The organism is Streptomyces sp. NPDC031497, assembly GCF_055580905.1.
This window is the reverse complement of the sequence record NZ_JBVIKO010000006.1, coordinates 315,829-336,582: the sequence shown is the minus strand read 5'-3', so window position 1 is coordinate 336,582 and position 20,754 is coordinate 315,829. Positions and strand designations below refer to the sequence as shown.

The 20,754-nt window shown below is 71.4% G+C and carries 19 protein-coding genes; 4 read left to right on the top strand and 15 right to left on the bottom strand.

Annotated features, from left to right (window positions below; genetic code table 11):
* Window positions 1–45: 45 nt before the first annotated feature.
* From ACZ5K7_RS15345 to ACZ5K7_RS15305, 9 genes are all read right to left on the bottom strand, one after another.
* Window positions 46–1,257 carry a sensor histidine kinase gene (locus ACZ5K7_RS15345; RefSeq protein ID WP_468913678.1) on the bottom strand — a complete coding sequence of 404 codons (1,212 nt, stop codon included), beginning with the start codon at window positions 1,255–1,257 and terminating at the stop codon, window positions 46–48.
* 23 nt (window positions 1,258–1,280) lie between these two features.
* Window positions 1,281–2,168, bottom strand: a complete 888-nt coding sequence (locus tag ACZ5K7_RS15340) for a DUF5936 domain-containing protein (protein WP_468913675.1) — start codon at window positions 2,166–2,168, stop codon at window positions 1,281–1,283.
* A gap of 12 nt (window positions 2,169–2,180) precedes the next feature.
* Window positions 2,181–3,125: a type II secretion system F family protein gene (locus ACZ5K7_RS15335; protein ID WP_468913672.1), complete on the bottom strand. Its 945-nt coding sequence runs from the start codon at window positions 3,123–3,125 to the stop codon at window positions 2,181–2,183.
* A gap of 3 nt (window positions 3,126–3,128) precedes the next feature.
* Window positions 3,129–4,466 (bottom strand): CpaF family protein, encoded by a 1,338-nt coding sequence (locus ACZ5K7_RS15330; protein WP_351708555.1) that lies wholly within the window; start codon window positions 4,464–4,466, stop codon window positions 3,129–3,131.
* A gap of 17 nt (window positions 4,467–4,483) precedes the next feature.
* Window positions 4,484–4,825: a TadE/TadG family type IV pilus assembly protein gene (locus ACZ5K7_RS15325; RefSeq protein WP_468913669.1), complete on the bottom strand. Its 342-nt coding sequence runs from the start codon at window positions 4,823–4,825 to the stop codon at window positions 4,484–4,486.
* A complete protein-coding gene (locus ACZ5K7_RS15320) occupies window positions 4,822–5,148 on the bottom strand; it encodes a pilus assembly protein (RefSeq protein WP_468913666.1) in 327 nt (108 codons plus the stop codon). The genes ACZ5K7_RS15325 and ACZ5K7_RS15320 overlap by 4 nt, the downstream gene beginning before the upstream one ends.
* Window positions 5,149–5,390: 242 nt before the next feature.
* Window positions 5,391–6,641, bottom strand: coding sequence for a CpaE/TadZ family protein (locus tag ACZ5K7_RS15315; protein ID WP_351708546.1), 1,251 nt, complete (start codon window positions 6,639–6,641; stop codon window positions 5,391–5,393).
* A 12-nt stretch (window positions 6,642–6,653) separates the two neighbouring features.
* Window positions 6,654–7,358, bottom strand: a complete 705-nt coding sequence (gene cpaB, locus ACZ5K7_RS15310; protein WP_351708543.1) for a Flp pilus assembly protein CpaB — start codon at window positions 7,356–7,358, stop codon at window positions 6,654–6,656.
* A gap of 55 nt (window positions 7,359–7,413) precedes the next feature.
* On the bottom strand, window positions 7,414–8,343 hold the full coding sequence (locus ACZ5K7_RS15305) for a hypothetical protein (RefSeq protein ID WP_351708540.1): 930 nt from the start codon (window positions 8,341–8,343) through the stop codon (window positions 7,414–7,416).
* A gap of 202 nt (window positions 8,344–8,545) precedes the next feature.
* Between ACZ5K7_RS15305 and ACZ5K7_RS15300 the strand changes: the two genes are divergently transcribed.
* Window positions 8,546–10,270 (top strand): chitinase, encoded by a 1,725-nt coding sequence (locus tag ACZ5K7_RS15300; RefSeq protein WP_468913661.1) that lies wholly within the window; start codon window positions 8,546–8,548, stop codon window positions 10,268–10,270.
* Between the two features lie 165 nt (window positions 10,271–10,435).
* Here the strand turns inward: ACZ5K7_RS15300 and ACZ5K7_RS15295 are convergent, their stop codons facing one another.
* On the bottom strand, window positions 10,436–11,359 hold the full coding sequence (locus ACZ5K7_RS15295; protein ID WP_468913658.1) for an anti-sigma factor RsbA family regulatory protein: 924 nt from the start codon (window positions 11,357–11,359) through the stop codon (window positions 10,436–10,438).
* A gap of 296 nt (window positions 11,360–11,655) precedes the next feature.
* Between ACZ5K7_RS15295 and ACZ5K7_RS15290 the strand changes: the two genes are divergently transcribed.
* Entirely contained in the window at window positions 11,656–13,011 is a 1,356-nt protein-coding gene (locus ACZ5K7_RS15290; protein ID WP_468913655.1) for a M14 family metallopeptidase, read from the top strand.
* 36 nt (window positions 13,012–13,047) lie between these two features.
* Here ACZ5K7_RS15290 and ACZ5K7_RS15285 read toward each other — a convergent pair whose 3' ends face one another.
* The 5 genes from ACZ5K7_RS15285 to ACZ5K7_RS15265 all read right to left on the bottom strand — a co-directional run bounded on the left by ACZ5K7_RS15285 (window position 13,048) and on the right by ACZ5K7_RS15265 (window position 17,579).
* Window positions 13,048–13,683 carry a hypothetical protein gene (locus ACZ5K7_RS15285; RefSeq protein ID WP_468913653.1) on the bottom strand — a complete coding sequence of 212 codons (636 nt, stop codon included), beginning with the start codon at window positions 13,681–13,683 and terminating at the stop codon, window positions 13,048–13,050.
* Between the two features lie 64 nt (window positions 13,684–13,747).
* Window positions 13,748–15,229, bottom strand: a complete 1,482-nt coding sequence (locus ACZ5K7_RS15280; RefSeq protein WP_468913650.1) for a GntP family permease — start codon at window positions 15,227–15,229, stop codon at window positions 13,748–13,750.
* A gap of 138 nt (window positions 15,230–15,367) precedes the next feature.
* The gene (locus tag ACZ5K7_RS15275) at window positions 15,368–15,778 is read right to left on the bottom strand and encodes a RidA family protein (protein ID WP_351708518.1); all 411 of its coding nucleotides are present in this window, start codon (window positions 15,776–15,778) and stop codon (window positions 15,368–15,370) included.
* A complete protein-coding gene (locus ACZ5K7_RS15270) occupies window positions 15,778–16,542 on the bottom strand; it encodes an IclR family transcriptional regulator (protein WP_351708515.1) in 765 nt (254 codons plus the stop codon). The genes ACZ5K7_RS15275 and ACZ5K7_RS15270 overlap by 1 nt, the downstream gene beginning before the upstream one ends.
* Window positions 16,539–17,579: a sugar kinase gene (locus tag ACZ5K7_RS15265; RefSeq protein WP_468913916.1), complete on the bottom strand. Its 1,041-nt coding sequence runs from the start codon at window positions 17,577–17,579 to the stop codon at window positions 16,539–16,541. The genes ACZ5K7_RS15270 and ACZ5K7_RS15265 overlap by 4 nt, the downstream gene beginning before the upstream one ends.
* 217 nt (window positions 17,580–17,796) lie before the next feature.
* Here ACZ5K7_RS15265 and ACZ5K7_RS15260 point away from each other — a divergent pair, with 217 nt between their 5' ends.
* The gene (locus ACZ5K7_RS15260; protein WP_351708509.1) at window positions 17,797–19,077 is read left to right on the top strand and encodes an alanine racemase; all 1,281 of its coding nucleotides are present in this window, start codon (window positions 17,797–17,799) and stop codon (window positions 19,075–19,077) included.
* A gap of 15 nt (window positions 19,078–19,092) precedes the next feature.
* Window positions 19,093–20,709, top strand: coding sequence for an N-acyl-D-amino-acid deacylase family protein (locus ACZ5K7_RS15255; protein ID WP_468913645.1), 1,617 nt, complete (start codon window positions 19,093–19,095; stop codon window positions 20,707–20,709).
* The last annotated feature ends 45 nt before the right edge of the window (window positions 20,710–20,754 follow it).

Here is a 20,754-nt window from a genome sequence, read left to right as displayed (position 1 = left end):
GGCCTCCTCTCGTCTCCGTCGTCTCCGTCGTCTCCGTCATCTCCGTCATGTCAGTGGCACCTCCACCCGGACCTCGGTGCCCTGGTCGGCGGTCAGCCGGAGGCGCGCGCCCATCGACGCGGCCCGTTCTGTCATGCCGAGCAGGCCGAAGTGGCCGGTTCGGTGCAGGTCCTCGACGGTGGTGTCCGGGGGCAGGCCGCGTCCGTCGTCGTGGATCGTGACGATCAGACGGTGGTCGGGGGTCGTCTCGGCCCGTACGTCGACCCTCGTCGCCCGTGCGTGGCGGTGGGCGTTCTCCAGGGCCTCCGCCGTGATGCCCAGCAGCTGGCGAGCCGTGGCGTGGGGCAGCGGGACCGGCGTGGCGGGGCCCTCGTAGGTCGCGGTCAGCGCCGTACGGGCCGTGAAGTCACTGGTCAGCGACTCCAGTTCGGAGCGTACGTCCGACGCCTCGCCGTCCGTCCTGGCGCGCAGGTCCGTCAGGAGTTCGCGGGCCTCCCCCGCCGCCCTGCGGGCCGCGTTCGCGACCAGTTCCGCCTGCTGTCTGATCAGCGTCGGGTCCAGGCGGTCCGGGGACGCGGACGCCGACTCCGCGAGGCCGTCGGCGATCAGTGCGACGCCGTACAGCGTCTTGGTCACCGAGTCGTGCATCTCGCGGGCCAGCCGGGCGCGTTCCGCGCTCACCGCCTCCGTCGCGGCGAGGCGGGCGCGGGTCTCGGTCAGGGCCTCGGTGGCGGTGCCGAAGCGGAGCATCAGGGTGCGCAGGGTGGAACCCATCGCGCCGGTGATCACGCACAGGCCGGGCAGGAGGAGGGAGTCCGCCACGCCGGTGTGGTGGTCCAGCGTCTCCTCCACGGCCAGGAGGATCAGCGACTGGAGGGACGCGAAGACCGCTGCTCCGCGCCAGCTGTAGAGGAGGCCGGCGAGGAGCGGGGTGCAGACGCTGACGTACGCGAGGGTCGTGTCGGGGCCGGCCGAGACCAGCAGGAAGGAGCCGAAGAGGGTGTCGGCGGCCAGCAGGGTGGGGTGGCGCAGCAGGAGCGGGCCGAAGCGCTGCCAGTCGCGGAAGAGGACGTACGAGATCATGAAGGTGACGACCACCGCCGAGCCGACCAGGCGGGTGCCCAGGCCGGGGGTGGCGTTGAGGAGGGCCGCGGGGGCCGCCACGGCGATCATCGCCAGGCGGAAGCCGAAGACCTGGCGGCCCATCGCCTGCAGGGCCCGGATCTCGACCTTCCCGTCGTCCTTCCGTGTCGCCATCGCCCTCACCCGCCCTCCCTCGGCTACTTCCCCGTGACCGACCCGAAGTCGACCCCGGAGCCCAGCAGCAGGCCGGCGGCCAGCAGGAGCATCGTGGCCGGGACCATGAACGTGGTGATCATCAGCGTGGCCTTCGGGACCGCTCGGGCCGCCTTGCGGCGGGCGTTCTGGGCGTCCGTGCGGCGCATGTCCTTGGCCAGGGCGACCAGGGTGTCGACGATCGGTGCGCCCAGTTCCTCGCCCTGCTGGAGCGCCGTGACGAACATCGCCACCTGTTCGGAGTCGTTGCGCCGGCGGAGTTCCGCGAACGCCTGGCGGCGGCTCATGCCCAGGTCCAGTTGGCGCAGGGTGATGCGGAGTTCGTCCGCCCAGGGGCCCTCGTAGTGCGAGGCGACCCGGTCCAGGGCCTGACGGAAGCCGAGGCCGGCGCTCACCACCACCGCCAGGACGTCCAGGAAGTCGGGCAGGGTGCGTTCGATGACGTCCTTGCGGATGCGGATCGCCGACCAGATGCCGACCTCCGTCCAGAACGCGCCGAAGAGCAGGAGCAGCACGGCCATCAGCCACTGGCCGCGGAGGAGGAAGACCAGGAAGCCGACGGTGCCCAGTGCGCCGTAGACCGCCCGGCGGGCCGCGTAGCGGTCGATCGTCAGGCCGCCGGGGTTGCCCGCCAGGTCGATCCTGCGGCGGTACTTGGCGACCAGGCGCGGGCCCATCAGGCGGAGGACGGCGGGGGCGTAGCGCATGCCCATGCGGTCGATGAGGGAGTTGGCGGCGCCGGTGCGGGTCGCGCCGACCTCCAGGGCGATCGCCAGGTCGGAGGGGAGTTTCGCGTCCGCGCGGTACATGCGGATGCCCGCGAAGGCGCCGTAGACGGCGAGGGCCATCAGGAGGGCCAGGAGCAGTGGCATGGTCACAACCCCCTATACGTCGATGCGGCTGAGGCGGCGGATGAGGACGAAGCCGATGACGTAGAGGCCGAACGCGATGAGGACCGCGGCCTGGCCGAGGGCGGTGCCCGTCATGCGGTCCAGCGTGTCGCCCTTGACCCCGTTCATCAGGAACAGGGCGCCGATGCCGAGCACCGGGACGGCGTACGACGTCATCGTCACCTGGGAGAGCTGGGTGCGGACCTCGCGGCGGGTCTCCTTGCGCTCCTCCAGGGTCTCGGTGAGGTTGCGCAGCGCGGAGACGACCTGCCCGCCCGCTCTGTTGGACAGGACCAGGGTCGTGACCAGGACGACCAGCTCCCGGGACGGGAGCCGCGCGGTCAGTTCGCCGAGTGCGTCGTCCATGGAGTGGCCGATCGCCAGCTGGTCGGCCACCTTGGCGAGTTCCTCGCCGGCCGGGGCCTCCAGCTCCTCCGCCGCCATGCCGATCGCGGTGCGCAGGGCGAGGCCGGCGTGGGTGGCGTTGGCCAGGATGCGGGCGAGTTCCGGGAGTTGGGCGATGAACCGCTCGATGCGTTTCTGGCGTTGCCAGTTGAGGAACTGCACGGCGGCGAAGACCCCGAGGAGGCCGGCGATCGGCCCGAAGAAGGGGGCCAGGGCGGCCTGGCCGATGAGCCAGAGGGCGACGACGACGGCGAGCATGTAGGCGAAGAACTCGCCGGGCGTCACGTCCAGGCCCGTCGCCGCCAGGCGGAGTTCGAGGCGGCGGCCGATCGCCGTGCCGCGCAGCCGGCGGTCCAGGTTGCGGAAGCGGCGCCGGCGGCCGGTGAGCGGGGCCTGGCCGGTGTAGGAGAGGCGGTCCACCAGGGCGGCGCGCTGGGCCCTGCCGGAGGCGTAGGTGTGCAGGCCCACCACGGCCAGCAGGCAGGCCAGCAGGGTGACGCCGGTGGTGAGGGTGACGAGGTCATGGAGGGTCATGGCCTACCTCGCTTCTCGGGTGGTGAGCTGGTCGAAGTGCTGGGCCACGCCGAAGGCCTGCGGGATGGGCTGGCTCGCCAGGTAGAGGCGGTCGGCGGTGCGGCGCGGGAGCGGGAAGTACTGGAAGGCGCCGTGGACATGGCCGTCGTGGGTCATGGGCCGGGCGTCGAAGCGGGCGACCGTCGCCAGCCGGTACGGCTCGCTGCCGTGGCTGTCCAGCACCGCGATCTCGGTGATCCTCCGGGCGCCGTCCGCGAACCGGGTCAGCTGGACGATGACCTCGACCGCGCTGTTGATCTGGTCGTGCAGGGCGACGAAGGGGACTTCGACGTCCGACATGGAGGCCAGGGTCTGGAGCCGGGTCAGGGCGTCCTCGGCGCTGTTGGCGTGGACGGTCGCGAGCGAGCCGTCATGGCCGGTGGACATGGCCTGGAGCATGTCCAGGGACTCGCCGCCGCGGACCTCGCCGACCACGATCCGGTCGGGGCGCATCCGCAGCGAGTTGCGGACCAGGTCGCGGATGCTGACCTGGCCCTTGCCCTCGACGTTCGCCGGGCGCGACTCCAGGCGGACCACGTGCGACTGCTGGAGCTGGAGTTCGGCGGAGTCCTCGATGGTGATGATGCGTTCGTGGGCCGGGATGAGCCCGGAGAGGGCGTTCAGCAGGGTGGTCTTCCCGGTGCCGGTGGCGCCGGAGACGATGATGTTGAACTTCGCCTGCACCAGGCCGGCCAGCAGGAACACCATGTGCTCGTCGAGCGAGCCGAAGCCGATCAGCTCCTGGAGGGTGAAGGAGCGCGGGAAGCGGCGGATGGTGAGGATGGGGCCGGTCAGGGAGAGCGGCGGGATGATCACGTTGACGCGTTCGCCGGAGGGGAGCCGGGCGTCGACCATCGGATTCGACTCGTCCACCCGGCGGTTGACCGTCGACACGATCCGCTCGATGGTCTGCATCAGCTGGTCCGCGGACGCGAACCGCAGCGGCAGCTGCTCGACCCGGCCGCCGCGCTCGACGAAGATCGCGTCGGGGCCGTTCACCATGATTTCCGTGATCGACGCGTCCTCGAGCAGCGGCTCCAGGATGCCGAGGCCCAGTGCCTCGTCGACCACCCGGCGGATCAGCTGGGAGCGTTCGGCGGTCGACAGGACCGGGCCCTCGCGGCTGATGATGTGGCCGAGGACGCGTTCCAGGCGCGCCCGGCGCTCGGCGGCGGCCAGCGCGCTCATCTCCGCCAGGTCGATCTCCTCCAGGAGCTTGGCCCGGTAGGAGGAGACCAGATGGCCGTCCTCACCCCGGCTGCCGTGCTCCTCGGGGGAGTTGATACGTGCCCGCAGGCTCATGTTGCCGTGCTCCTCGTTCAGTGGTCGACGGGCATCGTGGCGGCCTTGGTGGCGTTGCCCAGCTCCCAGACGATCTTCGGGATGTGGACCGTGGCGGTCACGGTGACCGAGTCGCCGCCGCCGGAGGAGGCGCAGCTCACTTCGATCCCGCCGCTGACCGCGGCGGCGCAGGCCGCGGTCACGTCTTCGTGCAGCGAGGCGGCCCGGGCCCCCGCCCGGGCCGCCGTCCCGGCCTGCTCGGCGGCGTAGGCGACGGCGCCGAGCTGGATGCCGGCCAGCCCGACGATGAGCAGGACCGGGATGAAGCCGAGGTACTCGACGGCGACCTGGCCGCGGTCGCGCTCGGTACGACGCGTCATTGCTTCACCTCCTCCACCGTGCCGGCGTGGCCAGGCACCGTGACGGGGAAGTCGATCAGGCCAGGGAAGAGGACCGGGACGTGCAGGGAGACGTCCGCGGTGACCATGCCGGTGCCGCCGCACGCCACGGTGGCGCCCTCCCGCCAGGCGCTGGAGAGATCCTTCAGCGCGGCCTGCTCGCAGGCGCCCTGCCGTTCCCCCGGGGGGACGGCCGTGGCCGCCCGGGCGCCTTCGTCGGCGGCGTTTCCGGCGAGGGTGAAGGCGTATCCGGCGAGAACGGCCTGCCACATGAGCACGAGGGTGAGGATGATGACCGGGGTCATGCCGAGGAGTTCGACAGTGACTTGACCGCGGTCGGGTGCGGGTCGGTGGGGAATGGTCGCACCCACGCGGCGGTAGCCGCATATCCGATGCAGCCCCGCGCCCCTACGGGGCGCTGCCTTGCGGGACGCTTCGAAGACGCGCTTCGCTGAAGCGCGCCCAAGGGGCGCGGGGCTGTGACATATGCGGCTCCGCCGCGTGGGCGCGCTCAGCCCCCACGCACCCGCACCCGGCCGACGGCCTTTCATGGCAGCTCCCTCCGCCGCCGGAAACCCACCGCCGGCCGCTCCGCGCCCCGCGCCCGGCGCGGCACCGTTCCCTCCGCAGTCCGCACCAGCCCCAGCTCCCCGGCCAGCGCCCACAGCGCCTGCTTCACCGTGCTGCGGGCGTCCAGTTCGTGGATCCGCCCGGCGTCCACCACGCCCTGGAGTTCCTTGAAGTTGGCGGGGACCGGTGTCCCCGCCAGGGCGGTGCCGGTGATCCGCTGGATCAGCGCCGGCTGGATCTCCGTGGCCCTGGTGTGCCGGTTGACGACCACCGTGGTCTCCTCGGCCTTGCGGATCTGCAGCCGGTCCCACATCCGCACCGTGCGCTTGGCGGCGCGTACGGCGACCACGTCGGGCGTGGTCACCAGGAGCGCCAGGTCGGCGGTCTCGATGGCCGCCGCGCCCGCCCCGCCGAGCTGGGCACCGCAGTCGACGACCACGATCTCGTAGCGGGAGCGCAGGGCGCTGAGGATCTGGCGGGCGGCCCGGTCGGTGACCTCCTCGCCGCGTTCGCCCTCGGCGGGTGCGAGGAGCAGGGCGAGCCCGGAGTCGTGGCGGAAGACGGCCTCGGCCATGACCCGGGGGGAGATGTCGCCCACCGCGGCCAGGTCGGCGACCGAGCGGCGGAACTGGACGTCCAGATAGGAGGCGACGTCCCCGGTCTGGAGGTCGAGGTCGACCAGGGCGGTGGAGTGGCCGGATGCCTGTGCGGCGAGGGCGATCTGGATCGCCACCAGGGTCGCGCCGGTGCCGCCCTTGGCGCCGCTGACGGTGACGACGGTCCCGCCGACGCCGGCGAACGCGTCCGCGCCGTGGCCGAGGTGGCGCCGTACGCCCGTGGACCACTGGGCGACCGCCTGGACGCGGCCGGCCAGCTCCTCGTAGCTCATGGGGAGCCCGACCAGGCCGCGGGCGCCGGAGTCCATCGCGGCGGCGAACAGGCCGGGGCTGGTGTCGGTGGTGACGAGGACGACGCCGACCGCCGGGAAGCGCAGGGCGACCTCGCGGATCAGCTCCAGGGCCGGGACCGGGCCGATGCGTTCGTGGACGACGACGACCTCGGGGAGTTCGTCGACGGACTCGGCGGCGAACCGGGAAAGAGTGTCGACGAGTTGGGTGGAGTCGACGACGGGCGGCAGCGGTTCGCTGTCCGGGAGCTGGCTGAGCAGGGAGACCAGGGAGCGGACGGCGTCCGCGTCACCGACGGCGGGGAGGATCCTGATGGGCATGCGAGGCGCCTCTCACTTGTCCGTCGCGAGTTCGTAGGTGCGGTCCTTGTCCGGGACGGTGGTGGTCGTGCCGGGCGCGACCAGGGCGAGCCGGACCCGCTGGGCGAAGGACTCCGCGTAGGTGAGGCGCTGGGCGTCGAGCGTGGACAGCGCGAAGGTGATGGGGACGGCGTCGCTGGGCTGCTGGTTCCGGTTGTCCGGGTCCACGTAGCTGAGCTGGGCGCCGACGTCCAGGACCCGGGCGTTGGTCACGATGATCTTCGACTGGTCGGGGTCGCTCTGCTGCTTGCCCTCGAAGGTGGCGTAGACGTTGACCAGCGAGCCCGGGGTGATCTTGCCGGCCACTCCGGTGGCCGCGTCGATCATGATCGCGACCTCCTGCTCGCCGGCCTTCAGTGCGGGCTGGTCGACGATCATGTCGGTCTGGAGCAGCGAGCCCTTCTTCAGCGTGGTGACCGCGATCTTTCCCTCGATCGCGCTGAGGCTGGTGACGGCGTTGGCGGACAGCCACCGCTGGGGCATCTCGACCTTCTGGAACTGGCCGGCGCTCAGCGTCGTGTACGGCTTGACGTCCGACCGGACCTTGTACGCGGTGACCTTGGGGCCGACCTCGGACTTCGCGTTGTCGATGACCGAGAGCACGCCGGCGAACGCGCCGAGCGCGCAGATCACCGACAGGATCAGGAGTATCACGCCGCGGCGCTGACGGGAGTTCATGGACCGTGCGACCTCATCGGGGGAAGTGGGGGAACCGAGCGGTGGGTGGTACGGGTCAGGCGGGCGTCCGCTGTTCCAGCGCGCGGTGCGCCGGCGGGTCGTAGACGGGCGGGGTGGCGGAGCAGAAGACACAGCGGTCGCCGATGACGTCGATGCCGCACCAGTGGCAGCTGGTCTGCCGGACCGAGGTGACCAGTTGGTAGAGGACCGACAGGTCGGCGAGGTAGCTGGTGAACTCGATCATCCGGCCGGTCCCCCACCACTGGGACGACTCGGCCGGCAGCGGGGTCTCGCGCAGCCCGTACGCGCCCCAGGACTTGGCGAGGCCGCCGATCCACTCGGACTGCAGCTGTCCCCTGGCGACCAGCATCCAGGTGCTGAACTCGGGTCCGGTCAGGGTCGCCTCCGGGCCGACGCGGACCAGTTGCGGCTGGGGGTGCGCGACGACGGCGAACTGGGTGCCGGGCATCCAGGACTTGGCGTGCGCCTTGAGGGTGACCGGGACCCGGTCGAGCTTGGCGACCGAGCCGAGGACCGCGCCGGAGTGGATGTAGTGGGTGAGCAGCCGGCCGGCCGACGCGAGGACGCCGGGGCTGAGGTCGCAGGAGGCCAGCTGCCGCAACTGCCGGGCCAGGACGGCGATGCCGAGTGGCGGCAGGTCGGGACGGAACAGGGCGATCCGGTCGCTCTCCAGCAGGGAGCGCAGGGTGTGCAGGCGCCGGGTCACGGCTTCGGGTACGGCCGCGGAGCAGACGACGATGACGTGTCCGTGCTGCTCGATGAGCGCCACGAACTCGGCGAGGGTCTGGTCGAGGGGCCGCCGGTCCAGGTCCCGGAGCACGACCGCGGGCATGGTCCGCTCGTCCTGCACCGGCAGCGCCATGTCGGCGCTGGTCACGGCAATGGCAGTTGGCACGCGCAGCTCCCCGCTCTTCACACCCCGGCGGCCCACCGGTGTTACTCCAATGAGCCGGGACGACTTCATTGCGTGACTACCTCAGCACTGTAACCACGCCTCTGTGACCGGAGAACAGCGTTTGTCCAGCTGTCTGGGATCCGTGACCATACAAGTTGCGCCAAACCGGGACAGGTTGAGCATATGACCGGGGTCTGGTCCGGTCAGCGGCGGCTTTGAATTTGGTCTGGACCTATTGACACGTGAATTGGTCTGGACCACCTTGATTGTCATGCCCAGACTCATCCCCCGACTCGTGTCCCGGCATGCCGGACAGCGAGGTATCCGAACCTGGTCTGCCGTGGCCGCGCTCGCCACGGCACTCGCGATGGCGGGCCTGGCCTCCTCCCCGGCCTCCGCCGCCGACGTCAACAACGTGAAGAACGCCGGCTTCGAGTCGGCCCTCACCAACTGGACCTGCTCCGCGAGCAGCGGTACGACCGTCTCCTCTCCCGTCCACTCCGGCGCCGCCGCCCTCAAGGCGACCCCGGCCGGGCAGGACTACGCCCAGTGCAGCCAGACGGTGGCGGTGAAGGCCAACTCCACCTACACGCTGAGCGCGTGGGTGCAGGGCTCCTACACCTATCTCGGTGTGACCGGCACCGGCACCACGGACGTGTCGACCTGGACCCCGAACACGTCCTGGACGCAGCTGTCGACGACCTTCACCACCGGTTCCTCGACCACCTCGGTCACGGTCTGGACCCACGGCTGGTACGGCCAGGCCGCCTACTACGCCGACGACGTCTCGGTCTTCGGCCCCGACGGCGGCGGCGGCTCCGACCCGGCCCCGACCGTCCCCGCCACCCCGACCGGCCTCGCGGTCTCCGGTACCACGTCGTCCTCCGCGTCGCTGTCCTGGAGCGCGGTGTCGGGCGCGACCGGCTACAACGTCTACCGCAACGGCACCAAGGTCACGGCGGTCACCGGCGCCTCGGCCACGATCGCCGGCCTCGCCGCCTCGACGTCGTACTCCTTCCAGGTCACCGCGACCAACTCGGCGGGTGAGTCCGCGAAGTCGACGGCGGTGACGGCGACGACGACCGCGTCCGGCGGCAACGGCGGCGGCTCGCTGCCCAAGCACGCGGTGACGGGCTACTGGCAGAACTTCAACAACGGCGCGACCGTCCAGAAGATCTCCGACGTGCCTTCCTCGTACGACATCATCGCCGTCGCCTTCGCGGACGCGACCGGCACCCCGGGCGCGGTGAGCTTCACCCTCGACTCCGCCGGGCTCGGCGGGTACACGGTCGACCAGTTCAAGGCCGACATCCAGGCCAAGAAGGCGGCCGGCAAGAAGGTCATCATCTCGATCGGCGGCCAGAACGGCACGATCTCGGTGAGCGACTCGGCGTCCGCGACGAACTTCGCCAACTCCGTCTATTCGCTGATGCAGACGTACGGCTTCGACGGCGTCGACATCGACCTGGAGAACGGCATCAACGCCACCTACATGAGTCAGGCGCTGCGCTCGCTGTCGTCGAAGGCGGGCTCCTCGCTCATCATCACCATGGCCCCGCAGACGATCGACATGCAGTCGACGTCCAACGGGTACTTCCAGACGGCCCTGAACGTCAAGGACATCCTCACGGTCGTCAACATGCAGTACTACAACAGCGGTTCCATGCTGGGCTGCGACGGCAAGGTGTACAGCCAGGGCTCGGTGGACTTCCTCACCGCGCTCGCCTGCATCCAGCTCCAGGGCGGCCTCAGCCCCTCCCAGGTGGGCCTCGGCCTGCCGGCGTCGACCAGCGCGGCCGGCAGCGGCTACGTCTCCCCGACGGTGGTCAACAACGCCCTGGACTGCCTGACCAAGCTCACCAACTGCGGCTCCTTCAAGCCGTCGACGACCTATCCCGACCTGCGCGGCGCGATGACCTGGTCGACGAACTGGGACGCGTCGTCGGGCAACGCGTGGTCCAACTCGGTCGGAGCCCACGTCCACGGCCTGCCGTAGCGCACCCGAGGGGCGCGGGGCCGTCGATCTGCGGCTGCCGCCGCGTGGACACGATCAGCCACGACGATCCCGCACTCACATGACGGGCCGCGACGCCCACCCCCCGTCGCGGCCCGCCCCGCGGAGCCGCTCGCACCCACGCGTACCGAACTCGAACCACATCGTTCACCCGTACTGGACGCGGATCCTCGCCCGGTCCCCCGGCGCCCCGTCCCGCACATCGACGTACGCGCACACCTGGCGGGTGAACCACAGCCCCTGCCCGGGTTCCGGCTCCCCGGCCGGCGGCGGCACGAACCCGGCGAGCGGGTCCCCCACGGCCCGGCACAGCCGCAGCTCGCAGACGCAGGCCGGGGCCTCGCCCCAGGCCAGGAACTCGACGACCGGACCATGGGCGCCGGCCGCGGCCACGACCGCCCGTGCGAACAGCTCCGCGTCCGCGGCCGCCAGCCCCTGCCCGGCCGCCCAGGCGCGTACCGACTCCGCGGCCGGCAGCCGGGTGACCGTCCGCGGGGGCGGCGGCAGCGGTACGGCGTCCAGTTCGCGCACCAGTACCGGCGGTTGCTCGTACACCCCGGTGCCCGGGTGGGCGCGGCGGGCCGCGTCGACGACGGCCGGGCCCGCCGTCCGGGTGTCGTACGCGCACAGGGCCGTGGTGGCGAAGGGGGCGAACAGGAGGTTGGCGAGGGACTCGTAGCGGATCCACTCGGTGCTCTCCCGCACCGAACGCCCGGCCCGGCCCGCCCAGTCGGGCTCCATGAGGAGATGAAGACGGCCGCCGGGTCCGGCGTTCGCGGCGAGGTAGCCGGCGCCCTGGGCCACGGCGTTGGCGGCCGTGCCCGTGTACCAGTCGGTGTGGTCGATGAAGCCGATGTCCCTGGCGTCGGTGCCGAGGGCGTCGCGCAGGGCGGCCAGCAGGCCGGGGGCGGCGATGGCGACGGGCGGCGGCTCGTCGGGGGCGGCGAGCCCCTCGGCGAGGAACGGCAGGGCGGCGGCGACGAACGCCTCGTCCGAGCCGAACACGGCCATCCGGTGGTCGAAGTGGCTCTCGGCCGCGGCGGAGCGCGCGCTCGTACTGGTGCTCGTCATCACCCAGCCCTCCTCCTGGCCCTCCTTCCACGGTCTCCCGGCGGACCGGGGAGACGCACACGGACGTCACGCGGGTGGGTGTATTTCGGTGGGGGCCGCCTGCGGTTGGGGGTAAAGGCGTACTCTGCGCGGCCGTTTCGCGCGGCCGGTTTCCGCGGCTGGATTCCGCGGCCAGTTTTACAGTCTTGACCTGTTCATGCCATTCCTTGGACGATGAGCGGCACCCGCACAGTCTCGGCACAACAACCGCACAGGTTCGTCGCAGTGAACCACCCCCACCTCCCCCAGGAGATTTCATGCGACTTCGCATTCGCGGCTCCGGCGCCCTCCGCCGCGGCCGGACCGCCGCGCTGGGCACCCTGCTGGCCCTCGCCCTCGCGGCCCCCGTGTCGGCGACGGCCACCCACGCGACCGCCGACAGCGCACGCCCGGCGCCGCCCTCGGCCGACGACGTCCGGCAGTACGAGATCCACCAGAGCACCACCCCCGTGACCCGCGCGGCCATCCAGCAGACCGGCGTCACCGTGGACGAGGTCGACGAGGAGACGGTGGTCGTCTCCGGACGGGCCCCGCAGATCGCGGCGCTGAAACGCCTCGGCTACGAGGTCACGCCCCTCGGCGCGGCCCCCGACCGGTCCACCGCCGCCGACGAGCTACGCCTGTTCGACTTCCCGACGGCCGACTCGAAGTACCACAATTACGCCGAGGCGAACACCGAGATCAGCCAGCGGCTCGCCGCCTACCCCGCCATCATGAGCAAGCAGGTGATCGGCAAGTCGTACCAGGGCCGGGACATCGTCGCCATCAAGGTCAGCGACAACGTCGCGACGGACGAGAACGAACCCGAGGTCCTCCTCACCTTCCACCAGCACGCGCGCGAGCACCTCACGGTGGAGATGGCGCTGTACCTGCTGCGGGAGCTGGGCGCGGGATACGGCTCCGACTCCCGGGTCACGAACATCGTCAACAGCCGGGAGATCTGGATCGTCCCCGATCTCAACCCGGACGGCGGCGAGTACGACATCGCCACCGGCTCGTACCGGTCGTGGCGCAAGAACCGGCAGCCCAACTCCGGCTCCTCGTACGTCGGTACGGACCTGAACCGGAACTGGAACTACAGATGGGGCTGCTGCGGCGGGTCCTCCGGCAGCACGTCCTCGGAGACCTACCGGGGCTCGGCCGCCGAGTCGGCGCCCGAGGTGAAGGTCGTCGCCGACTTCGTACGCAGCCGGGTCGTCGGCGGGAAGCAGCAGATCAAGGCCGGGATCGACTTCCACACGTACAGCGAGCTGGTGCTGTGGCCGTTCGGGTACACGACGGCCGACACCGCCACCGGGATGACCGCGGACGACGCGGCCGCGTTCAAGGCCGTGGGACAGAAGATGGCGGCCAGCAACGGCTACACGCCGGAGCAGTCCAGTGATCTGTACATCACGGACGGGTCGATCGACGACTATCTGTGGGGTACGCAGAAGATCTTCGACTTCACCTTCGAGATGTACCCGACGTCCAGTTCCGGGGGCGGGTTCTACCCGCCCGACGAGGTGATCGAGCGGGAGACCTCCCGGAACCGGGACGCGGTGTTCCAGCTGCTGGAGAACGCGGACTGCATGTACCGGTCGATCGGGAAGGAAGCACAGTACTGCGGCTAGGCGGCCACGGGACCGGGGCCGCCCGCCTGCGCCGGGCTACTTCTCGTCGCGGACCTTGTCCTCGGCGTCGGCGTCGGCGTCGGCCTCGGCCCCGGTCTCAGCCTCGGCCTTGTCGTCCGTCTCCAGGGCGTCGTCCTCCTCCACGCCGTCCTCGAAGTACGCGTCCAGGACGGCGTCAAGGTCGTCCTCCCACGCCTTGAAGCGGGAGCGGGACGTCGCCTCGATCTCGATGGGGTACCAGCGGCGCTCCGGGGTGTGGACGGTGATCGTGAAGCGCTTCCCGAAGCGCGGTGCCTCGGTCTCGATCGCGCCGATCTCGTCCCAGCGGAACTCGCACTTCTCCTCGTCGAGGCTGAGGCGCACGCCCTGGTGGTCGGCCTCTATCCGGGCGCGCCGGTCGGAGGCCTCGAAGACGGGCCCCTCAGGGGCGGCCTCGGTCTCCTCGGCGTCTTCGGCGTCGTCGTCCACCGTGGTGTCGGCGGCGGCCGCGTCCTTGGTCAGGGCCACCGGTTCCACCGCCGCCTCGGCACCCGCGGGCTCCTCGGGCCGGGTGTCCTCCGGCCCCGCGTCCTCCGGCTGGGCGGACGCGGGTGAGGTGAGCCCGGGGATGAAGGCCGGGTCGAATCCGGCGCCTTCCAGGGGCTGGCTGTTGGCTCCTATGCGCTGCTCCACAGCGGGCAGTATGGTCCAAGAACCTGTGCCGGAGACAGCCGGTCCCGACTTCGTTATCAGACGCCTACACGAAGACACTGAGCACGGCCGCCACCACGAACCCGGCCACCGACAACACCGTCTCCAGCACGGTCCACGTCTTCAACGTGTCCCGTTCGCTGATGCCGAAGTACTTCGCGACCATCCAGAAGCCGCCGTCGTTGACGTGTGAGGCGAAGATGGAGCCCGCCGAGATGGCCATGATGACGAGGGCGACGAAGGCCTGGGAGTGGTGGCCCTCGCTCAGCAGCGGGGCGACGATGCCGGCCGTGGTCACGATCGCCACCGTCGCCGAGCCCTGCGCGACCCGCAGGACGACGGAGATCAGGTAGGAGAGGACGATCACCGGGAGGCCCACGCCGTTGAAGGTGTCGGACAGGGCCTGGGCGACGCCGCTGGCCTTCAGCACGGCACCGAAGATCCCGCCCGCGCCGACCACCAGCAGGATGTTGCCGACCGGCTTGAGGGACGCGGTCGACACCGTCTCCAGGGACTTGCGGGACCAGCCGCGCCGGATGCCCAGCAGGTAGTAGGCGAGCACCAGGGCGAGGGTGAGGGCGACCATCGGCGTGCCGAAGAACTCGATCACCGAGCGGCCGGTGGAGGGGTCCAGGGCGATCGAGGAGAAGGTCGCGGCGAGGATGAGGACGAGCGGGGTGCCGATGATGGCCAGGACCGTGCCGAGCGGGACCGGCTTCTCCTGCGGCTCGACGCCGGCCGCCCGCTGCTCGGCCAGCACGGCCTGCTTGGCCTCGTCCGCCGCCTCGACCATGTCCTGCGGTACGGCGACGAAGATCCGCTTGCCGATCCACGCCGAGTACACCCACGCGGCCAGCACCGCCGGGATGCCGCAGACGACGCCCATGAGGATGACCCAGCCGAGGTCGACGTGGAGCAGGGCGGCGGCGGCCACCGGGCCGGGGTGCGGGGGCAGGAAGGCGTGGGTCATGGAGAGACCGGCGAGCAGCGGAAGGCAGTAGAGCAGGATCGACTTGCCGCCGCGCTTGGCGGCCGCGTAGACGAGGGGGGCGAGGACGAAGATGCCGACGTCGAAGAAGACGGGGATGCCGAAGATCAGGCCGGTGAGGCCCATGGCGAGCGGGGCCCGCTTCTCCCCGAAGAGGTTGAGCAGCCGGGAGGCCAGCACCTCTGCTCCGCCGCTGACTTCGAGGATCGCGCCGAGCATGGTGCCGAGGCCGATGATGATCGCGACATGGCCGAGGATGCCGCCCATGCCGGACTCGATGGTGGAGACGGCGTCCGAGCGCTGGACGGTTCCGAAGAGCTCGGTGACGGAGAGACCGGCCAGCAGGCCGACGGTTATGGAGACGGCGAGCAGGGCGACGAAGGGCTGGAGCCGCGCCTTGATGATGAGGAAGAGGAGCAGGGCGATACCGATGGCGGCGACGGTGAGCAGTCCCGCGGTGCCGTCGAGGAGGAGGAGCAGTCCTCCGGTGTGGGGTGGGGTGGCTGGTGCGGTGGAGGCGGCGAGCGGTTGGGATGACATGTGGGGGCCTCTTCGTAAGTACACGGTCCGGGGGGGGCGTTGGGGGTCCCCCGACAGGCACAGCCGGGCAGGGGGGATCGCGGCACGGCACCCGGTGGGGTGCCGTGCCGTGCAGGACGTGCGGGAGTTGGTGGGCCGTCAGCCGAGGACGGCGAGGGCGTCGATCTCGATGAGGAGGCCGGCGGGCAGACCGACGTAGACGGTCGTGCGGGCGGCGGGCGGGGCGGTGAGGCCCTGCTCCTCGAAGTAGGTGTTGTAGATGCCGTTCATCTCGGCGAAGTGGTCCACGTCCGTCAGATAGACGCGGATCATCATGACGTCGTCCCAGGAGGCGCCGCCCTCCTCCAGGATCGCCTTGACGTTGGCGAGGGTCTGGAGGGTCTGCTCGCGGAGCGTGGGGCCGGCCGGCGTCGGGGGCTTGCCCTCCTCGGCGGGCAGGAAGCCGACCTGGCCGGCGACCTGGAGGATGTTGCCCTTCCGCACGCCGTGGGAGAACTTGGCGGGCGGGGTGGTGTGGGTCGTGGGGGTGAGGGCGGTCTTCTCGGTCATCAGTTGCCGGCTTCCTTGATCGGGGTTCTTCCTGAGTACTCGCCGCTGATCGCGTCCGCCGTACGGCGCACCTGCGGGAGCAGGGTGAGGAGTTCGTCGGCGGTGACGACGACGTTGGGCGCGGAGACCGACATCGCGGCGACGACCCGGCCGTCGGCGCCGCGCACGGGGGCCGCGACGCAGTTGATGGACTCCTCGTGGCCGCCGAGGTCGGTGGCCCAGCCCTGTTCGCGTACCTTGGCCAGTTCCTTGCGGAAGGCCTCCGCGTTCGGTGTCGAACGGGCCGTGTACATGGGGTAGTCGAGCTTGTCGGCGAGGGCGCGCCGCTCGGGCTCGGGCAGGTCGGCGAGGAGCAGCTTGGCGACGGCGGCGACGGTGATGGCCACTGGCTTGCCGATCCGCGAGTACATGCGCACCGGGTAGCGGCTCTCGACCTTGTCGATGTAGAGGACCTCGCCCTCCTCGAACACGGCGAGGTGCACGGTGTGCCCGCAGGCCTCGTTGAGCCGGGCCAGGTGGGGGTGGGCGATCTCGCGGATGTCGAGGTTCTCCATCGCCTCCTGGGCGAGCGCGAAGAGCCGGGCGCCGAGGCGGTAGCGCTGGTCGGACTGGCGGTAGACGAGCCCGTGTTCGTGGAGGGTGCGCAGCAGCCGCAGCGCGGTCGACTTGTGCACGCCGAGGCGCTCGGCGACCTGGCCGAGGTCGGCGGGGCCTTCGGCGAGCAGCGGCAGGATGCTGAGCGCTCGGTCGACGGTCTGGCTCATGGGGTGCGTACCTCCTCTTCGGCCGTGTCGGCTTGGGTCCAGCCGGGGCCGAGTCGAAGTCTCTCCCACGCGGCGGCGTCGAGGGCGGTCAGCCGGTCGGCGGTGTCGCGGGCGGGGGGTGCGGCGAGGTCGGCGGGGGTGGTGAGGGCGGCGGCGGCGTAGAGGTGGCCGAGCCGCAGCGTTCGCGGCAGGGGCAGTCCCCGCAGGGCCCCGGAGAGAAACCCGGCGGCGAAGGCGTCCCCGGCACCGACGGGGGCGACGACGTCTACGACGGGGGCGGGTTCGAAGGTGGGGGCGGGGGTGGGGTCACTTACCGGCGTTGGCAGGGTGCCGCCCGCCCCCAAAGACGAAGCCGCACCCGACACGAAAGCCGTGGCCCCCACTCCCCCCTGCTTCACCACCAGCACCCCCGGCTCCGGCAGCACCGCCCGAACCGCCTCCGGCCCGCCCGTCACCCCCCATGCCTCCGCCGCCTCGTCCTCCCCCACGAACACGATGTCGGCCCGGCGCGCCAGTTCCAGCAGGACATCAGGCCCGTCGCCCGAACCCCACAGCCCGCGCCGGTAGTTGACGTCGAAGGACACCACCGGCCGCCCCTCGGCGGGAGCCGTCAGCTTGCTCAGCAGGTCCTGGCACCCGGGCGACAGCGCGGCCGTGATGCCCGACAGGTGCAGGATCCGGGCCGCGCGCACCGCGGCCAGGTCCACGGTCGCCACCGACATCGCCGACGCCGCCGACCCCGCCCGGTAGTACGCGACCTCGTGCGCGTCCGTCGCCCGGTCCCCCGCCGTACGGAAGTACACCCCGGTCGGCCGCACGGGGTCGCGGTCCACGCGTCCGACGTCGACGCCGTACGAAGCCAACGTCTCCACCAGATGGTCGCCGAACCCGTCCGCGCCGACCCGGCTGACCCACCGCACCGAATGTCCCGCCGCCGCCAGCGCACACGCCAAGTTGGACTCCGCGCCGCCGATCGCACGGTCGAAGGACGGCACGTCCGCGAGGCGCCCCGGCCGCGTGGGCAGGAACGTCACCATGGACTCGCCGAGCGCGACGACGTCCACGACGTCCACGACATCCGCACCGTCGACGGTGTCAACGGCGTCCGTGGCCTTCACGATGGTCGTGGCTCCTCGTCGTCTCGGGTTGCCGCGGGCTCCATTGACCCGGCGTTGGCGTGGATGTTAGACAGCGGTAAGCGATATACGCAATGGACGTTGCACACAATGCAACCCGTCAGATCAGGGAGGCTCCGTGTCCTTCGACACCGGCACCGACGCGCTCGCCCGTCTCACGGAGGAACGCGTGGATCACCGTTTCAAGGGCCTCCCGCCCGACGCCGAGGGCCTCACCGTCGGCGAGCTGACCGCCCAGCGCCGCAACCTGTTCTCCGACGGCTTCGCCACGCCCGTGCTGGCCCTGTCCGCCGAGCGCCTGGAGCACAATCTCGCGCTCATGGAGACGTACACCGAACGGCACGGCCTCGCCTTCGCCCCGCACGGCAAGACCTCCATGGCCCCGCAGCTCTTCCGGCGCCAGGTCGAGCACGGGGCGTGGGGCATCACCCTCGCCGTCCCGCACCAGGTACGGGTGGCCCGCGCCTTCGGCACCCGGCGGATCTTCCTGGCGAACGAGCTCGTGGACGCCCCGGCGCTGCGCTGGATCGCCGCCGAGCTGGAGCGGGACGCGGAGTTCCGCTTCGTCTGTTACGTCGACTCCGTGCGCGGGGTGGAGCTGATGGACGCGGCGCTGAAGGGGAGTTCCCGTCCGGTCGACGTCGTCGTGGAGCTGGCCGCAGGCGAGGGCGCTCGAACCGGCGTCCGTACCGAGGCGGAGTGCGCGGCGGTCGCGGACGCGGTGGCCGCGGCGGCGGGGACGCTGCGCCTGGTCGGGGTCGCCGGGTACGAGGGCGAGGTCCCTCGGGCCGACCCCGACCGGGTGCACGCCTATCTGCGCCGACTGGTCGCGCTCGCCGCCGACTTCGACAAGGCGGGACGGTTCGCCGGCACCGACGAGATCGTCGTCAGCGCGGGCGGCAGCGCCTGGTTCGACGCGGTCGCCGACGTCTTCGCCGACATCCCCGGACTCTCCCTCCCCGTGCTGAAGTTGCTGCGGTCCGGCGCCTACGTCTCGCACGACGACGGCCGCTACCGGGAGGTCACCCCCTTCAACCGGGTGCCCGAGGAGGGCGCCCTGGAGCCGGCCTTCCGGCTCTGGGCGCAGATCGTCTCCCGCCCCTCCGCCGAGCAGGCCTTCGCCAACGCGGGCAAGCGGGACGCGGCCTACGACCTGGACCTCCCGTTCGCCCAGGTCATCCGCCGGGCGGGCACGGAGCGTCCGGCGACCGGGGTGTCGGTCACCGGCCTGTCCGACCAGCACGCCTGGCTCGCCACCACCCCCGAGGCGGACCTACAGGTCGGGGACTGGGTGGGCCTGGGCCTCTCGCATCCGTGCACGTCGTTCGACAAGTGGCAGCTGATCCCGGTCGCCGAGGCGGACGGCACGGTCGTCGACTACGTCCGCACGTTCTTCTAGCTTCCAGGAGGGGTCATGGAGGATCTGGTCATCCGGGACGCCGATGTCGTCGACGGCAGCGGCGCGCCCTCCTACCGCGCGGACGTGGTCGTCGACGGGGGCCGGATCGTCGCCGTCGTCAAGGAGGCCGCGGCGGCGGGCTGCCAGCGCCCCCACGCGACGCGCGAGCTGGACGCCGAGGGCCTGGTCCTCTCCCCCGGCTTCATCGACATGCACGCCCACAGTGACCTGGCCCTGCTCCGCGACCCGGACCACAGCGCCAAGGCCGCACAGGGGGTCACCCTCGAAGTCCTGGGCCAGGACGGGCTGTCCTACGCCCCGGTCGACGACCGCACCCTCGCCGAGGTCCGCCGGGCCATCGCCGGCTGGAACGGCCACGGCGACGACATCGACTTCGACTGGCGCTCGGTCGGCGAGTACCTGGACCGTCTGGACCGGGGCATCGCCGTCAACGCGGCCTACCTGATCCCGCAGGGCACGGTCCGGGCGCTGGCCGTCGGCTGGGAGGACCGCGAGGCGACCCCGGCCGAGCTGGACCGGATGCGCCGGCTGGTGGCGGAGGGCATGGAACAGGGCGCGGTCGGCATGTCCTCCGGCCTCACCTACACCCCGGGCATGTACGCCGAGGACGCCGAACTGACCGAGCTGTGCCGGGTGGTGGCGTCGTACGGCGGCTACTACTGCCCGCACCACCGTTCGTACGGGGCGGGCGCCCTGGAGGCGTACGAGGAGATGGTGGCCCTGTCACGGGAGGCGGACTGCTCCCTCCACCTGGCCCACGCCACCATGAACTTCGGCGTGAACAAGGGCCGGGCACCCGAGCTCCTGTCGTTGCTGGACAAGGCCCTGGCGGCCGGCGCCGACATCACGCTCGACACCTACCCCTACACCCCGGGCAGCACGACCCTCGCGGCGATGCTGCCGAGCTGGGCGAACGAGGGCGGCCCGGACGCGGTCCTGGCCCGGCTCGCGGACGACGAGACGGCCGAGCGCGTCCGCCACCACGTCGAGTCCCTCGGCTCCGACGGCTGCCACGGCGTCCCCATCGAGTGGGACACGATCGAGATCTCCGGCGTGGCCGACCCGGCGCTGGCGGAGTTCGTCGGCCGTACGGTGGCGGAGTCGGCGCGGCTGCGCGGCGAGACCCCGTGGACGACGGCCCGCCATCTGCTGCTGGCGGACCGGCTGGCCCCTTCCATCCTCCAGCACGTCGGCCACGAGGAGAACGTCCGCACGATCATGCGCCACCGCGTCCACACCGGCGGCTCGGACGGCATCCTCCAGGGCGCCAAGCCGCACCCGCGCGCGTACGGCACGTTCCCGCACTACCTCGGCCACTACGTACGGGAGTTGGGAGTCCTCTCCCTGGAGGAGTGCGTCGCCCACCTCACTGCCCGCCCCGCGGCCCGGCTGCGCCTGCCGGACCGCGGACTCGTACGCGAGGGCTACCGGGCCGACGTCGTCCTCTTCGACCCGGCGACGGTGGCGGCGGGCTCGACCTTCGAGAACCCGCGCCGACTCCCGACAGGCATCCCATACGTCCTGGTCAACGGCCGCTTCGTGATCGAGGAGGGCCGAAGGACGGACGAACTGGCGGGACGAGCCGTCCGACGTTCACCGCAAGGTCTTTAGGGGCGCGGGGCCGTGTCGATCTGCGGCTGCCGCCGCGTGGGCGCG

Excerpts from the sequence above, each read along its gene's own strand:
- ACZ5K7_RS15320 (WP_468913666.1), bottom strand. The coding sequence starts at position 5,148 with ATGACCCCGGTCATCATCCTCACCCTCGTGCTCATGTGGCAGGCCGTT.
- ACZ5K7_RS15290 (WP_468913655.1), top strand. The coding sequence starts at position 11,656 with ATGCGACTTCGCATTCGCGGCTCCGGCGCCCTCCGCCGCGGCCGGACC.
- ACZ5K7_RS15300 (WP_468913661.1), top strand. The coding sequence starts at position 8,546 with ATGCCCAGACTCATCCCCCGACTCGTGTCCCGGCATGCCGGACAGCGA.
- cpaB (WP_351708543.1), bottom strand. The coding sequence starts at position 7,358 with ATGAACTCCCGTCAGCGCCGCGGCGTGATACTCCTGATCCTGTCGGTG.
- ACZ5K7_RS15280 (WP_468913650.1), bottom strand. The coding sequence starts at position 15,229 with ATGTCATCCCAACCGCTCGCCGCCTCCACCGCACCAGCCACCCCACCC.
- ACZ5K7_RS15315 (WP_351708546.1), bottom strand. The coding sequence starts at position 6,641 with ATGCCCATCAGGATCCTCCCCGCCGTCGGTGACGCGGACGCCGTCCGC.
- ACZ5K7_RS15345 (WP_468913678.1), bottom strand. The coding sequence starts at position 1,257 with ATGGCGACACGGAAGGACGACGGGAAGGTCGAGATCCGGGCCCTGCAG.
- ACZ5K7_RS15340 (WP_468913675.1), bottom strand. The coding sequence starts at position 2,168 with ATGCCACTGCTCCTGGCCCTCCTGATGGCCCTCGCCGTCTACGGCGCC.
- ACZ5K7_RS15335 (WP_468913672.1), bottom strand. The coding sequence starts at position 3,125 with ATGACCCTCCATGACCTCGTCACCCTCACCACCGGCGTCACCCTGCTG.
- ACZ5K7_RS15305 (WP_351708540.1), bottom strand. The coding sequence starts at position 8,343 with ATGAAGTCGTCCCGGCTCATTGGAGTAACACCGGTGGGCCGCCGGGGT.
- ACZ5K7_RS15295 (WP_468913658.1), bottom strand. The coding sequence starts at position 11,359 with ATGACGAGCACCAGTACGAGCGCGCGCTCCGCCGCGGCCGAGAGCCAC.
- ACZ5K7_RS15270 (WP_351708515.1), bottom strand. The coding sequence starts at position 16,542 with ATGAGCCAGACCGTCGACCGAGCGCTCAGCATCCTGCCGCTGCTCGCC.
- ACZ5K7_RS15255 (WP_468913645.1), top strand. The coding sequence starts at position 19,093 with ATGGAGGATCTGGTCATCCGGGACGCCGATGTCGTCGACGGCAGCGGC.
- ACZ5K7_RS15275 (WP_351708518.1), bottom strand. The coding sequence starts at position 15,778 with ATGACCGAGAAGACCGCCCTCACCCCCACGACCCACACCACCCCGCCC.
- ACZ5K7_RS15325 (WP_468913669.1), bottom strand. The coding sequence starts at position 4,825 with ATGACGCGTCGTACCGAGCGCGACCGCGGCCAGGTCGCCGTCGAGTAC.
- ACZ5K7_RS15330 (WP_351708555.1), bottom strand. The coding sequence starts at position 4,466 with ATGAGCCTGCGGGCACGTATCAACTCCCCCGAGGAGCACGGCAGCCGG.
- ACZ5K7_RS15265 (WP_468913916.1), bottom strand. The coding sequence starts at position 17,579 with ATGGTGACGTTCCTGCCCACGCGGCCGGGGCGCCTCGCGGACGTGCCG.